The following is a 13,355-nucleotide window of genomic DNA, read 5'->3' as shown; positions in this document are numbered from 1 at the left end:
AAGAAGCGGTGCTGAGCTGATGAAAAGCAAGCAAGAGTGGATCAAGAGCGCCTTCTATCTGGGAGTAGAAAGTGACGGGGCCATTGACGACGGAGAAATTTTCCTTTGCAGACGCGTCAGAGCTGGTGAGCAAGACCCAGCAATCCGTCTATGTACGGGTGAAAAAGCTCGGTGAGGCAGCGGTGGCTCGTGTGCAGCAAACAGCCTACCTCGGTGGAGCTGTATTTGTCTCTTCTGTACATGCCTATTTGACCGTACGTGAGCAGCAGGGGGCATCGATTCGGGCTGGACCTTTACCGACCAGAAAAACGGCTCCGGGGATCGTCGAGGCTTCTTGCTTTCTGCGAAACCGCTGGATGCGATTGAATACTTTATCATCGATTGGGAGGTGCTGTAAATGGCGATTGCACGCGATATCAAGCTGAAGAACTGCCAGATTTACGACGAGAATGGGGACCTGACTGTCACGGCATACGAGTTAAGCTGGTATTTGCAAAAAAAACGAAATCTCGCGCATGAAGCTGGACGGAGATGCCGGTACGGAGCTTGCCCGAGTCATTCGCTCATCAGGCATATCCTTTTCCTGTCCGGCCTTTGGTTTTTCGATCAAGGAGCGGATCATGCCGCAATCCATACGGCTTTGTTTTCGATGCTGACGGAGCAGGCGTACGAAAAAACAGGGGTACGCTATTTTGTTACTCATCAGCGAGACAAGCTGACGGTGGTTCCGGAGGGCGGGAACAGCATCATCCCGATGTTTCAGGCAGGGATGCTGGAAAGCAGTTCGATTGGGGAAAGCATCGAGGATGTGTACACCGTGGTCACGGTCGAGCGATACAAGGACGACAAGCTTGCGAGCCAGGTAACAAAAGAAAATGAGAGCCTGATCAAACAGATCGGACGCATGCAAAAGGTGATCGATGCAGGGGAGGACAAAAATCTCGCGGCTCTAGCAGCCAAGCAGCTGTCGGAGCTGTCGAGGATTCCTCGCACACGCTCCATTACGGTCAGGCATCAGGATGATCAGGCGGCCAGATTGCGTGCAGGTTGGCTGATTCGCATTTTGGAGAAGGACCATGTGAGTATCACAGACTGGATTGTGACGAGCAGCAATACCCATTGGAAGGGTGGCTTTTACACGGTGGATTTGCAGCTGGAAAGGAGGGGGTAAGGGATGTAATCGGTACTTGCTAGATTGAGAAAAGCAGCTCAGGAAGGGCTGGTGGACACGCAGGGGGAATTTGGGGTTTTACTGTCGATCACACCGCTTTCCGTAAAACTGGACGAGGACCCGACGCCCTTGGAAGACTATGAGCTGGAAGTTTTGCGTTCTGCCAACTTGAGAGTGGAGGATATCGGCAGGACGGTAGCCCTGATGCGCTGCACAAACGGTCAATATCTCGTTTGCGGGGTGGTGGAGTGATGTTTCCTGAGCTTGGTGGAGGAGAAGCATCATTTGACCAATGATTTTCGGGATAACCGGTTTGTGATTAGTTTTAATACGTTGGATGGCCGCCAGTAAGCGATTGGAATAACTTTAGAAGAGGTTCTTAATCATTTACCTCAAAACGTTTCATAATCAGGAGGTGTGTTCATTGTCAGTCGAGCTGTACAACGCAAAACCGCTTTCGCAAGTAAAACAGGAAAAACAGAATCAAAAAAAAGCCGTTTCAAACCATGGAAGCTGAACTATCTGCCTTGAAAACCGCCGATCTCGAAAAAGAATCGATGATCTACACCTTGGGTCAGGAGCTGGCCCTGGTCAAGCTGAAGCTGATCGAACGCAAAGGAGGAGAGGCCCAATGACGTTCTGGAAGATGGCTTATACGCTGAAATGGGTATCTCTCGAACAGCTTCGCCTCGCCGTGAAAACCGAAGAACGGCCACACGGGGAAATCACCGCAGAGGAATTTTTCACCATTACGGGAGAAGAATATTAAATCTCGTACAGGTGCCGATCAAAAGACGAGACCGTCATTGTAAAGACTATCCGAAACCCGCAACTATTCTGATTCCCACTTCCCCAAATCATAGAGCTTTTCCAGCCACCCTTGGGATCGATCGGATCTGAAGTCCATGATCCACATCCTCATTCTGCGTATTTTTCCAAACAGGTGTAAGAGCCATTCCTTTCCAACGTCTAAAGGGTAGATCCTTTTCGTTAAAAAAAGGATGATCGATAAAATGTTGAAAAATAACAGAAGGGTGTGCGATAGGATGAACAAGCAAAAAGGCCTTTTGGTTGGAGCGCTGTGCGCAGTTATACTCCTTGGCGGTACGGTAAGTCCATTAGGGGAAGGCAGCGGTATGGCTGCAAGCGCCACGCAGAACCAGAACCAGAACCAGAACCAAACCCAGACTGCCCGGCTTATCGAAGAAATTCTGGCCAAAAAACGTGTTCCTGTCTATGCCGAATGTACTTCAACCGTCTACCAGTTCAATTTCAACAGATACGATATCACCAAGCTTATATACTGGGACAATACGGCAAACGGGCTATACCGGGACGAGGCGAGCACAATGTCTGATGGGCCGGTGCATCAGGTCGTCAGCAAGGATGGAAAAACGACGATTTACAAAGTTGGGGACCCTCGAGCGATTGTGTACCCTGCTCCGACGACCTTTGCAGCCAGCATCGATCCTGTCTATAATCTGAACAAGCTGAAGGCAACCACTGATATTACGCTTGCAGGAGAAGAGCAGATCAGCAATCGGCCTACTTATCATTTCGTAGGCAAAGGGAAAGCGGTTCCTATCCCGCCAAACATGCCTGTGCTCGAAGCATCCAAAAACAGAAAGTATCCGGATCTGGAATTATGGATCGACAAAGAGACTGGAATTGTCATGAAAAGCAAAGGGGATCATTTCGAGACGCTGGTGACAAAACTGGATGTGGCACCGCCATTTGCGCCTGATACTTTTACGTTGACACTTCCCCAGGGAGTAAAAACGGTAACGCAGGAGGATTTGATGAAGGAAGAGCAAGCGAAGCAAACTCCGTAGTTCGATCGTCCCGTCCATCTTTTTTAAAAAAAGTCAGGTTAGATTTCCCTTCCGCGGGACATACTAACGAGGTAAGTCAAACATTACGAACATGTATGTGCTACATGCTAGGAGGCAATCAATGGAACACGGTAAAGTGAAATGGTTTAACAGTGAAAAAGGTTTTGGATTCATCGAGCGCGAGGGAGCAGAGGATGTATTCGTACACTTCTCCGCCATCCAAGGAGAAGGGTACAAAACGTTGGAGGAAGGACAAGAGGTTACGTTTGACGTTGAAAATGGCCAGCGCGGGCCTCAAGCGACGAACGTCCGCAAGGCATAACTGATAAAGCGACAGACCCTGGAAAAAGGGTCTGTTTTCATTTTCGCCATTACAACAAGCCTTGCCGCACTGGCAGGGCTTGTTGAATTTTTGTACAAAAAAAGGAGGGAGCTGTATATGCGATTTCTCCAATCTTTGGATACACTAGCCACACACGCCAATGGGTGGGCCGTGTCAGCAGGGGCCAGTATGGCTCCTGTTTTTCATTATCTGTACGGGAGTGAGCGCAGGGACATTCTCGTCGTCCTGCTGGTCATGATCGCGCTGGACTGGCTGACTGGCGTGTATGCAGCGGAAAAGGATTTGACGTATTCCTCGGATTACGGGCTGAATCGTGTCCCGCGATCGCTGTTTTTGATTGCCTTGCCAGCGGTCGCCAACCTGCTGGATCGAGTGGTGGGGACACCCGGCTTTTTGTTTTTCGGCGTCACCTTCGGGTTGATCTACCATACCTGGACCAGCCTGACTGCCAACGCTTACTGCGCGGGATGGCCCCTGCCAAAGTCTGTCGTCAAGCTGGTCTCATCTGAGATCCAGGCCAAGGCAGAGCGAGCAGCGCGAAAGGGGAAGGGGTGATGAGGATCACGGAAGCTTTGTTGACGAACAAAAATGCCCGTCCAGGGAAAAGCATTGTCCCTAAAGGCGTGGTCATTCATTGGACGGCCAATCCAAAGGCAGGGGCCGACGCGATGGCCAACCGTCATTATTTCAACAAGCCGACGACCGTAGCCAGCGCGCATTACATTGTGGACGACAAGCAGATTGTACGCTGTTTGCCTGAGACGGAGATGGGGTATCACGTCGGGGCAAAATCCTACAAGCAGGATGCACTCGCCAGACTCAGCAGCTATCCGAACAACTGCACGATCGGGATCGAGATGTGCGTGAATGCGGATGGGCGATTTTCGATCATGTATCAACAGACAGTCGAGCTGGTCGTCCACATCCTCAAGCGCTATGGTTGGGATGTGAATAAGTTGTGGCGGCACTACGATATTACCGGAAAAATCTGTCCCGCGTTCTTCGTAGCAGACCAGGAAGCCAAGATGTATCGCGGGTTGTCAGCCGAAGAGGCATGGAAAAGGTTTAAGGAAGATGTCCACAATTTATTAACAAGTCATCCACAATATCCAGAGGTGCATGTGGATAAGTGTGATGGGCAACTCTCTCTAGGAGCTCAAGGATATCTGAAACAGGGGATTTCCTATCTGCCTGTTCGTGCAGTCGCAGAAAAAGCGGGTTGCAGTGTGGAGTGGGACCCGCATACGAAAGTCGTCCGAGTGAATGGCCAGACCGTGACCGCAGAAAACGTAAGCGGCATCTCCTATACACCTGCACGCGAGCTGGCCGAAGCCTTGGGCATGCAAGCGACATGGGATGCCGTACGCAAAGCGGTCATTCTGGAAGCGAAACAGAAGTAAACGGATGATGTGCCTGCTGCTGCGGTCGTACATGGTGAAAGTTAGATCATATGGCAACGAATGTCCGTCCCGAGTATCCCCTGCGGTGTACCATCTGAATCCTTCAACAAAATAGAGATGGTGACGCAGGGGCGCTTGGTGATGGCGGATACATAAGGCGCAGAAATGTAAAAACCGTCTTGCAGGGCTCCAGCAAACCAAGGCCGACGTTTGGCGTTGATAATGCCAGCGGGGGGCAGGGAGTGGAGAAAATCTCCGTTGGTTTGATTGAGCCAGACAGCTTCCAGCTCGTCGGTTTCTTCCATCCAGGCTTGAAAAATGGACTGTAGCAGTTCAGGTGGTGATGTTATCAATTGTGGATGACTCGCCCACAGCTCGAGTTTATTTTTCCATTGGGCGTACATGTCGATGGTCAGTTGAGGGTTATCCAGAAGGTCTGGTGCATCAGCATGGTGCTTGACGACCTCGGAAAATTCATCAGATATGTGGGTGAGGTGCTTGCTCGCTTCCAGCAGCTGCTTGACGATCCCGTTCTGGCTGGAAGAGATTGCCTGTACATCCGTCGCAAGCTGGGTGCTTTCCCTCGATTTATGTAACAAATGAGAGAGCTGGCCGGTCATGTTTTGCACGATCTCCACTTGCTTGATGCAGGATGCTTCATTTTCAGAAATCATTTGCTCCAGTACGTTGAATTGCCCCTGAACCTGGCCCAAAGAGCGCCGGGCTTCCTCCAACTCCTCCTTATTTACCGCGATCCACTCCTGACTTTCCTTAAGCACGCCCAATACCTCGTTGGATGCCTGTTGAATACTGTTCATCAGTGGATCGATTTTGAGCAGGTTTTGTTTTCCTTCATCTGCCAGCTCCTGGATCCGATGCGCGACAATAGAAAAAGTGCGACCGTGCTCGCCTGCGCGATTAGATTCAATCGAAGCATTCAGAGCAAGTAGATTTGTCTGTTCGACCATGTTTTTGAGCATCTGCTGGATCTCCGAAATATGCTGCATTTGTTCGAGTAAAAAGTGAATGGACTCCGAGGTGCGCCGCGTATTGGCTGTCAGGTTGGAAAAGGTCTCGCTCGTATTTGTCAACGCGTTGGTAGCAAAGTCAATATCTCGCTCCAGAGAGGCATTGATTTCACGCATGATTTTGGCTTGAGCGGAGGTATCTTCTGCACGATGCTGAACCGTTTGCAAATAATGAGTCAACGTTTCCACTCCATCTAGAGTCTCTGTCTGGTTGCGCACGATGTTTTCGCTCATGTTCAACACGTTGTCAGATACTTGCTCTATTCTTCCGGATTCGTTATAGATCCGCTCTACGATGGACTCCAAGCGATCCGTTGCGACCAGGATGTCGTCCGTCAAAAGCTGACCATCCGAGGTGCTTTCCGGATTCGAGGGGTTTTTATACGCATTGACAATTTTCAAAAGCAATCCCAAGCGACCTCATCCTTTCCTTCTTTCTTTTCATGTTACTTATGTGTTATATAATCTTACATCAATATTTGCGAATATGACAAGAGCTTCTGTGTGAGGCAGTATTCATAAAATCCCGTTTTCTGAAATATGGTGGTAGTAAGGCTGTCTGCGGACAAGCAACGAGCCACGCGTGTAGTGAAATGGAGGGTGTCAGCGAATGTCACTGCCCAACATTCCCGATATCACACCACGAATCGATCTGAAAAGAGATGAAGTGGTCCATCTTCTGCTGTCTTCGATTGCGATGGAAGAGATCAGCCTCTCGCAGATCATGACAGCTGAGGGAGAAAAAATGCAGCGAATTCTGGAGCAAGAAGATGTATCCGTGGAGGATCTGATTCGCATGAATCGGAGCGTTGAGCGGATGCTTCGGACGATGGTTGGAAAGCAAATCCTGTTACAGTTCAAGCTGGATCAGATCGTGGAATTAGACGAAAAAAGTCGTGTACACGATGAAAAATAGAGGGAACAGCCCTGTATCGGAGCATGTTCTGAGAATAGCCGCCCACAGCGTAAGGACGCTCGCCAGAAAAGCGGAGGGCTCCAGCCATTTGGGCTTGCTCGAAGCCGCAATTTCGATGGAAAAAGCTGTAGCCGCCATCGTCATGACACAAGCAGCGCAAATGAATTCCTGGGTGCATGCCAGAAAGGAACAGCAATCTGTTGTGACGACACAACAGCTCATTCGCTGGCTGGATACGTACCGTGCCTGGCTGGATGCCATACTCCTGATTCAATCGGCATTGTATAGAAGAATGCAGGTTCTCTTCGTCGGTTCTTCCTTGACCATGATCAGAGATCTGGAGGGATCCTCTCACAAGCAGGCTTTGAAGCAAGCGTTGGTGGCCAATGAAGCCTCTGTATGCACGTTGCTGGAGTCGCTTTTTAGTTTTTTGAGCTTTTATGTGACACAAATTCAACCAGCGAGACAAGAGCGTCAAAAGGCGGATGGTGTGGGAAGCATCATGATGATCTTGCTGCTGCAGGGAGAAGAAATGCTGCGTTTGCAGACAAGGAAGCGGGAAGTGCTGGAGCTGTGGGAGGATTGGCAGGCAGAACCAGGAGATGAACAACAGCGTAGCAAGCATTCTTTTCGTCTCGCTTTGGAAAAGCTGAGAACTCAGCTGGACCTGCACTCTCCTTTTTCAAAGTCTGTCACCCAAAAAACCAAAGAGACGTTAATTCGGATGAAGCCATACAGCGTGTTCAAGACCCCTCAAGTGCAAGCCTCTTTTCACTCGGCAAGACCTGTGGAAGAGCCCTGGCTGAATGAAGGTGTGACACCGGGAATTAAGCGCAGGAAGCGGGCCAATCGTTCCACGAAAAAAGATGAAGAAGAAAACAGTGAATAAAGTAAAAGAATCGTCTCGGTCGCGAATATGGTGTATAGGAGGAGTGTCGTTCAAGAGAGGGGGAGGAGTATGTCTTATCCCAATTTTCCGCATATCAACCCGGAGATCACGCTTACCAGAGACGATGCCATCAATTTGCTTTTATCTGCGGTTGCGATGGAGGAGCTGAGCCTCACGCAAATCCTGGCGGCAGAAGGAGAAAAAATGAAATATGCGCTGGGAACACTGCCAGGAGCGGACAGTTCCGGCGTGGGTGTAGATGAGCTGATGACCATCGACCAAAGTGTCAAGGGGACGCTGGATACCGCTATTCGACTAGAAATGCTGCTGCAATCCAGGCTGGAAACACTGCTGAATGTATCGGAACGCTTTGCGGGGGAACGTTCTGAAGGGAGATCGACTCATGCGAGCGTCAAGCCTGTCGTCATCACCGAAGCTATGGAGTCGGCTGAACCTGCAGCATACATCAAAGAGGCCGAAATGTCGGAGGAGGAAGAGATAACGGCAACAGCAGAAACGGATGAAACCGCGGAAATAGGTTGGGATCCTCGCACACCGCTGTCGCAGGTAAGTGCTTTTGGAGCCAACACAGATGGCTCTGATATCAGCATTGAAGACGAGGGTACGAATATTCCCTTACCGCAAAGTCAAGTGCTGCAAGGAATTTCCGTAGATGACAGTAATGCTGTTTTCACTGTATCGGTTGCAGGTCATTACGTTGTGACGTATTCCGTGCATTTGACGGAAGCAATACCGATCAGCGCGCGTTTGATCATGAATGGATCGAGTTTTACACCGTCCGTCATTGGTTCTGATCACGAGGCTTCTACTTTCTACAATACCGTGATTGTGCCATTAGAGCCTGGCGACACGCTTTCCTTGCAATTGTTTGACTTTACTGGGGAAGTGATGCTGATTGCTGGAGCAGGTGCTACAATGACGATAGTGAAACTGCTATAAAGATAAAAAGGAGGCTCCGATTTTTGGTGCCTTCTTTTCCTATTGTTTCCTTTCAACATCCAGTCGGTGATTGTATAATGATGGCAGATATATGAAAAAAACTCATACGAGGTGAAAGCGTTGTTCATGGATCCATTAACAGTATTTCTGGACGAACAGGAAGAAAAAATCGTAGAACAGTTTAAAAACCAGGTAGTGGTATCCGAACACGATCATTTAAAAGACAGAATTCATCTAAATGGACAAGCGATGTATCGAATGGTCATCGGGTATTTTCGCTCCGAGATAACCGAGGAGGATATTCGAAACCTGGCCTTTAAGGTGGCGTGTAAGCGTAATCAGGCAAAAATCAATATTGCTGATTTTGTTCACAACGTTTGCTTGGGACGCAAACTGATCCTCGATTGCTTGCAGGAGGGAGGGATTTCTGCTCCTGTTCTGCTACCGGCCTTGTTGAAAATAAATGAATGTTTTGACATTTTCCTGGTTCATGCCGTATCCAAATACACAGAACTGAAAAACAGGGATCTGGCAGAAAAGCAGATGTTTATCGAGCGATCACACAAAGACAGGCTGACCATTTTGGGCCAATTGGCATCCAGCTTTGTGCATGAATTCCGCAATCCGTTAACTTCGATCATTGGGTTTTCCAAACTAATTCGCGAAGATCATCCAGAATTGCCCTACCTACATATTATTGAAAATGAATTACATCAGTTGAACTACAGCGTGTCACAATTTTTGCTTGTTTCAAAAAAAGGTTCGGCTGTGCTAAAGAATGACGAAATCTTCAATGTCCATCAGCTGTTTGAAGAGATTTTGGCTTTTCTCTACCCTACGATTGTGGATGTCAACGCTGAGATCACGTGTGTCATCGATCCAGCATGCGAATTGACTGGCAGCAGGGATGAAATCAGGCAGGTGCTGATCAACATCATTTCCAACGCCCTGGATGCCCTGCAGCGGATCACAGGAGAGAGGCTCATCAGCATCGAAGCCAGTCAGGAGGGCAAACAAGCCAACATCGCTATTTCCAACAATGGGGTACCTATTCCGCCAGATGTGCTGCCTGTTATTTTTGAGCCATTTTTTACAACCAAGGAGCTTGGAACGGGTATCGGACTGTATGTATGCAAGGAGATCATTGAGCGCCATGAAGGTACGATTACTTGCGAATCCTCTGACGAACGGACGACGTTTACCATGTGCTTTGAGCAAATACATGCCTTCCATGAGTATGACAAAAAGCAGGTGTAGATCGGATCGTTGATCCGACTGCACCTGCTTTTTTCAGTGAAAAAGACTAGCGGTTATTCTATGCTTTCTTCTGTTTTTGGAGTCGCTCGATCTCTTCACTTACGACAAATGCCAAATCGTCATTGCCGAAAAGGGAGAGAACGCCAAGTAAAGTTCCGTCGGGAATCTCCTCAGCTTCTTCCTTGGGAACCGTATTGTCAAGCATTTGGGCAAGAAGCGGATTATCGCCCTGATCAGGGTAAGCGCGGCGATACAATTCACGCGCGTCAAGCCCCTGATTGACGCACCACTGCGCAAAGACGAGTATCATCATGCCCTCGTCTCGCTGGTAGGCTTGAATCACTTGGGCTTCCATCTCTTTTTTGTTCATCGGCATGCTCCTCAAAATCATCGTATGTATATTGTAGGGAAGTAGAGGAGTTCCGGCAAGAGTTCGAGTGAGAAGAAAATCAGGAATTTCGTTTGCTATGATTCATCAACACGGGGAGCATGCGGGTGTCCTTGGTCATTTCACCCTGACAAAAGGGACAGGTGGGGCTTTTTTCAAAGGAAAAGTTATCTCTCATCCAACACGTACAGCCGTCCGTACTGCAAGTCCATACGTCAGTTTCTTCTTCTTCGACAGGAACTACTGCTTTTTTTGAGAAATACATGTGAACTCCTCCTTCGCGGGGCATCCTTCCAAAAAAGTAACCTCTATTAATGTGTGAGGAAGCATCGATATTTATACCAACATTATTTTTAGTCTGCCCATTATTTATGTTCCCTGAGCTTTGATAAATTGCCGCCTAGCAACTTGACCTGAAACTTAATGGATTTGATCGAATTCTCATCCAAGGGCAGCTCCCGGTCAACCGCCAGGCGATGCCATTGATGTGGATACTTTCTGTACAAGGCGTTCGATAGCTGGAGCGCATCGACCTTAAATTTCAATCCTTCCTGATACGTTCTCCGAATCTCGCCGGCGATAGCTTCTCGAATCCATTTCTTTCATTCAGCTTCTTTAGTTACGCGCAACAGCTGTGTAATCTCGCCTTCAACAGAAACATGGAGAAGAAGATTTTGCCTGCACAGAAATCCACGAGTCTCGTTTTGCTGCATCCAGTAGAATCGGAATGACGATCACATGGTTCATTAAGCCTATCGTCAGCATCATCATCATGCCAGTCTGAAAGAAGGTAATGGTATGGTTTTTCATGGGGGTGATTTCTCATCTTCTCAATGACTTCCCAATCGTTCTCGCCATCCTTGAGTACCAGATCCAGGACCACGGCGTCAGGCTTCAGCTCCTCGATGGCACGCAATGCTTGGGACACCTGGGAATAGGAATGGACGGTAAAGCCAGATCCGATCAGCTCGTCGCGCAGCAGCTCGGACAGGTTCAGGTCATCCCCGATGATGACGACCTGTCCTTTTTCACTGCCATTGCTGGAGCTGATGTCAATAGGGTTAGACTCCTTGGATAGTACGTTAGAATGCGGGAGATGAGGGAGTTCATGGATTTCGTCGTCAAAAATGAGCTCCTGGTGAGGATGAATTGCTGACATTCCGTTGATTTCCAATCTTTTGGCGGCAAGCTTTCTAGCTGGTCCAGCAAGACTTGCGCAACGTCGGCCAAATCCTGAAGTCCGATCGTGCCAGCAGTCCCTTTTAACGAATGCAGGAAACGGTAAAGCTCCTCATGAGGAATAGGCCCGGTTTGGTCAAACCAGGCCTCCAGTTGCTTGTGTATATTGTGAATCAAGGTATCGCGGTATTTCTTCATGCCGGTATTGTCCCCCGTTGGTTGCGATCGCCACATACAGTCATCAGCGCTGTTTGTGCAAGTTGTTGAAACGTCAGCGATCTGGTAATGTACATCTAACTAGGTCGAAGAGTATCACAACAGGTGCGTTTATCCAATCCATATTCCTTGTCAGATTAGCGAACGAGGGGACAGCTGAAAGGAGACAGGTCCTGCCTATTTTTTAAAAAAGCCTTCTTCGTTCAGATACTGTGCAGCTTCCTTGTACGATTCAAAGGAAGCCTCCAGGTTCAAACCGTGGTAGACGTTCCACAGCGTGTCTTCCTCTTGAAGGATCAAGGTACGGTTCTCTTGGTCGACCCAGGTTTCCTCCAGCTCCTCTTTTTGTGCGGCTGCTTGTACGACAGGCTCCCGTTTTTCCGAGAGCATCTGAATGGAAGCCTCGATGATGGTGCGAAGCTCGTCTTCTGAGAAATCGCGAATGTTGACGAAGCCTTTATCATCTTTTCTATAGCCTTTGAGGTACGCCCCATAGACAAAGCCATTGCCGTTCGGATGGAGATGATACACGACTGTTTTTTTATCGTGCAGGCTGCCTTCATAATGGAAATTGACACGCTTGAGGGAGACGTTATTACGGGTTAACTGGGGAAATGATTCGATGATCGCCAGTTTATCTTCAAAAGATAGCATGGATTCCTCCGTGATTTGGATAGTTTGTTCGTCGATTATATCACACGTAGGCACAAAGAATGAAAATCTTGAGAGGCAAGGGAAAAGAGGGAATCAGCATGAATGGCAAAAATCGCAAGGATGTCCTTGCAGGACTTGAAGTTGATATTGTTTTGAAACAGGACCAGCGTACTGGCAAAAGGACGCGGGGTATCGTCAAAGACATTCTAACCAACTCGGCGACACATCCTCATGGCATCAAGGTTCGTCTGACAGATGGACAGGTGGGAAGAGTGCAGGAAATCATCCGAAAGGGATAGTGTAGGTCAGTAATGAAAGAAGGATAGACCCGTTTGCTGGATCTATCCTTCTTTATGATTCAATTGTATTGGCGTTAACGATACGAGTCGTGAGTAGGTTCGAAGACGTTTTCCTGCGAATGGCGAACCAGAATAAAAGGCTCCAGATTTCCAAGACCATGCAGGCAGGTATTGTGATGGGCAATGATCTGTTCACCAGACAAAACCGCGCTGTCGCTGGTCGAGTGGCCGTCACGGACCAGGGTGACATCATAGCCGAGAGTCGTTGCTTTGCGGCAAGCGCTGTCGATGCAGTATTCGGTTTTGCATCCCACGATCACGAGATGGTTGATGCCGTTCGCCTGCAGCTGTTCATGCAAGGTGGTTCCGTGAAAGGAATCCGTTGCTCTTTTCAAGACGACTGGTTCATCAGGCAGGGGTGCAATGGCGGGATGAATAGCAAAAGCCTCTTCTCCTGCCTCGGCAACATCCAGGTCCTGTACATACAGAACCGGTATCGATCTTTGACGTGCTTCTGTGAGCACATGCTGGATGGTCTGGATCAAGCCTGCTGGATTGTGAACCGGACCATTCGATGGATCTTCGATAATGCCTGTTTGGGCATCAATGACGAGTAGTGCTGTTTTGCGAATCATTTCGTTTCCTCCTATGGTGGGAGAACGTCAGTCTGCCAGGTTCCCCCTGTGGTTGCTGGTGGTTTGCATGCAAGAATAAGAAAGCTCATAGTGTTTGTTCATTTTCGTCAGCTCCTTTCAAGGGAAAGAATGGCAGCGAAGGGCTGCAAGAGAAGTATATCATGAGTCATGGGAAACAAATACAAAAA

20 protein-coding genes and 1 pseudogene are annotated in these 13,355 nt (G+C 48.6%); 14 read left to right on the top strand and 7 right to left on the bottom strand.

Annotated features, from left to right (window positions below):
- Nucleotides 1–71: 71 nt before the first annotated feature.
- The 9 genes from EDM52_RS25720 (at nt 72) to EDM52_RS16115 (ending at nt 4,746) form a co-directional block, all read left to right on the top strand.
- Entirely contained in the window at nt 72–425 is a 354-nt protein-coding gene (locus tag EDM52_RS25720; RefSeq protein WP_245997016.1) for a hypothetical protein, read from the top strand.
- Nucleotides 398–1,171, top strand: a complete 774-nt coding sequence (locus EDM52_RS16150) for an XkdQ/YqbQ family protein (RefSeq protein WP_245997013.1) — start codon at nt 398–400, stop codon at nt 1,169–1,171. The genes EDM52_RS25720 and EDM52_RS16150 overlap by 28 nt, the downstream gene beginning before the upstream one ends.
- Nucleotides 1,172–1,195: 24 nt before the next feature.
- Entirely contained in the window at nt 1,196–1,423 is a 228-nt protein-coding gene (locus tag EDM52_RS16145) for a hypothetical protein (protein ID WP_245997011.1), read from the top strand.
- A gap of 254 nt (nt 1,424–1,677) precedes the next feature.
- A complete protein-coding gene (locus EDM52_RS25470; RefSeq protein WP_276330124.1) occupies nt 1,678–1,806 on the top strand; it encodes a hypothetical protein in 129 nt (42 codons plus the stop codon).
- On the top strand, nt 1,803–1,940 hold the full coding sequence (locus EDM52_RS16140; RefSeq protein WP_122910007.1) for an XkdX family protein: 138 nt from the start codon (nt 1,803–1,805) through the stop codon (nt 1,938–1,940). Before EDM52_RS25470 ends, EDM52_RS16140 begins: the two co-directional genes overlap by 4 nt.
- A gap of 277 nt (nt 1,941–2,217) precedes the next feature.
- On the top strand, nt 2,218–3,003 hold the full coding sequence (locus EDM52_RS16130; RefSeq protein WP_148038766.1) for a LolA family protein: 786 nt from the start codon (nt 2,218–2,220) through the stop codon (nt 3,001–3,003).
- A gap of 121 nt (nt 3,004–3,124) precedes the next feature.
- Entirely contained in the window at nt 3,125–3,325 is a 201-nt protein-coding gene (locus tag EDM52_RS16125; RefSeq protein ID WP_122910004.1) for a cold-shock protein, read from the top strand.
- A gap of 117 nt (nt 3,326–3,442) precedes the next feature.
- Nucleotides 3,443–3,901 (top strand): phage holin family protein, encoded by a 459-nt coding sequence (locus tag EDM52_RS16120; RefSeq protein ID WP_122910003.1) that lies wholly within the window; start codon nt 3,443–3,445, stop codon nt 3,899–3,901.
- The gene (locus EDM52_RS16115) at nt 3,901–4,746 is read left to right on the top strand and encodes an N-acetylmuramoyl-L-alanine amidase (RefSeq protein ID WP_122910002.1); all 846 of its coding nucleotides are present in this window, start codon (nt 3,901–3,903) and stop codon (nt 4,744–4,746) included. The genes EDM52_RS16120 and EDM52_RS16115 overlap by 1 nt, the downstream gene beginning before the upstream one ends.
- Nucleotides 4,747–4,787: 41 nt before the next feature.
- On the opposite strand, the gene EDM52_RS16110 is transcribed toward EDM52_RS16115, so the two are convergent.
- Nucleotides 4,788–6,188: a methyl-accepting chemotaxis protein gene (locus tag EDM52_RS16110; protein ID WP_122910001.1), complete on the bottom strand. Its 1,401-nt coding sequence runs from the start codon at nt 6,186–6,188 to the stop codon at nt 4,788–4,790.
- A gap of 196 nt (nt 6,189–6,384) precedes the next feature.
- Between EDM52_RS16110 and EDM52_RS16105 the strand changes: the two genes are divergently transcribed.
- From EDM52_RS16105 to EDM52_RS16090, 4 genes are all read left to right on the top strand, one after another.
- Nucleotides 6,385–6,690 (top strand): alpha-helical endospore appendage domain-containing protein, encoded by a 306-nt coding sequence (locus tag EDM52_RS16105; protein WP_122910000.1) that lies wholly within the window; start codon nt 6,385–6,387, stop codon nt 6,688–6,690.
- Between the two features lie 115 nt (nt 6,691–6,805).
- Nucleotides 6,806–7,579: a hypothetical protein gene (locus EDM52_RS16100; RefSeq protein ID WP_183185145.1), complete on the top strand. Its 774-nt coding sequence runs from the start codon at nt 6,806–6,808 to the stop codon at nt 7,577–7,579.
- A gap of 69 nt (nt 7,580–7,648) precedes the next feature.
- Nucleotides 7,649–8,539 (top strand): BclA C-terminal domain-containing protein, encoded by an 891-nt coding sequence (locus tag EDM52_RS16095; protein WP_122909998.1) that lies wholly within the window; start codon nt 7,649–7,651, stop codon nt 8,537–8,539.
- Between the two features lie 126 nt (nt 8,540–8,665).
- Nucleotides 8,666–9,796 (top strand): histidine kinase N-terminal domain-containing protein, encoded by a 1,131-nt coding sequence (locus EDM52_RS16090; protein WP_245997008.1) that lies wholly within the window; start codon nt 8,666–8,668, stop codon nt 9,794–9,796.
- Between the two features lie 58 nt (nt 9,797–9,854).
- On the opposite strand, the gene EDM52_RS16085 is transcribed toward EDM52_RS16090, so the two are convergent.
- The 5 genes and pseudogenes from EDM52_RS16085 to EDM52_RS16060 form a co-directional block, all read right to left on the bottom strand.
- Entirely contained in the window at nt 9,855–10,166 is a 312-nt protein-coding gene (locus EDM52_RS16085; RefSeq protein WP_122909996.1) for a hypothetical protein, read from the bottom strand.
- A 79-nt stretch (nt 10,167–10,245) separates the two neighbouring features.
- On the bottom strand, nt 10,246–10,449 hold the full coding sequence (locus EDM52_RS16080) for a cold-shock protein (protein ID WP_122909995.1): 204 nt from the start codon (nt 10,447–10,449) through the stop codon (nt 10,246–10,248).
- Nucleotides 10,450–10,865: 416 nt separating this feature from the next.
- Nucleotides 10,866–10,994 (bottom strand): annotated as a pseudogene (locus EDM52_RS25715) (spore gernimation protein); the annotation flags it as partial.
- 183 nt (nt 10,995–11,177) lie between these two features.
- Complete coding sequence (locus tag EDM52_RS25710; RefSeq protein ID WP_122909992.1) at nt 11,178–11,561, bottom strand: Hpt domain-containing protein; 384 nt, start codon at nt 11,559–11,561, stop codon at nt 11,178–11,180.
- A gap of 195 nt (nt 11,562–11,756) precedes the next feature.
- A complete protein-coding gene (locus EDM52_RS16060; protein WP_122909991.1) occupies nt 11,757–12,233 on the bottom strand; it encodes a hypothetical protein in 477 nt (158 codons plus the stop codon).
- 98 nt (nt 12,234–12,331) lie between these two features.
- Between EDM52_RS16060 and EDM52_RS16055 the strand changes: the two genes are divergently transcribed.
- Nucleotides 12,332–12,532 (top strand): YwbE family protein, encoded by a 201-nt coding sequence (locus tag EDM52_RS16055; protein ID WP_122909990.1) that lies wholly within the window; start codon nt 12,332–12,334, stop codon nt 12,530–12,532.
- A 74-nt stretch (nt 12,533–12,606) separates the two neighbouring features.
- Here EDM52_RS16055 and EDM52_RS16050 read toward each other — a convergent pair whose 3' ends face one another.
- Nucleotides 12,607–13,167: a cysteine hydrolase family protein gene (locus EDM52_RS16050; protein ID WP_122909989.1), complete on the bottom strand. Its 561-nt coding sequence runs from the start codon at nt 13,165–13,167 to the stop codon at nt 12,607–12,609.
- Nucleotides 13,168–13,355: the final 188 nt, after the last annotated feature.

Source organism: Brevibacillus invocatus (genome assembly GCF_003710915.1).
GTDB classification, from domain to species: Bacteria; Bacillota; Bacilli; order Brevibacillales; family Brevibacillaceae; genus Brevibacillus; species Brevibacillus invocatus.
This window is presented reverse-complemented; position numbering and strand designations above follow the sequence as displayed.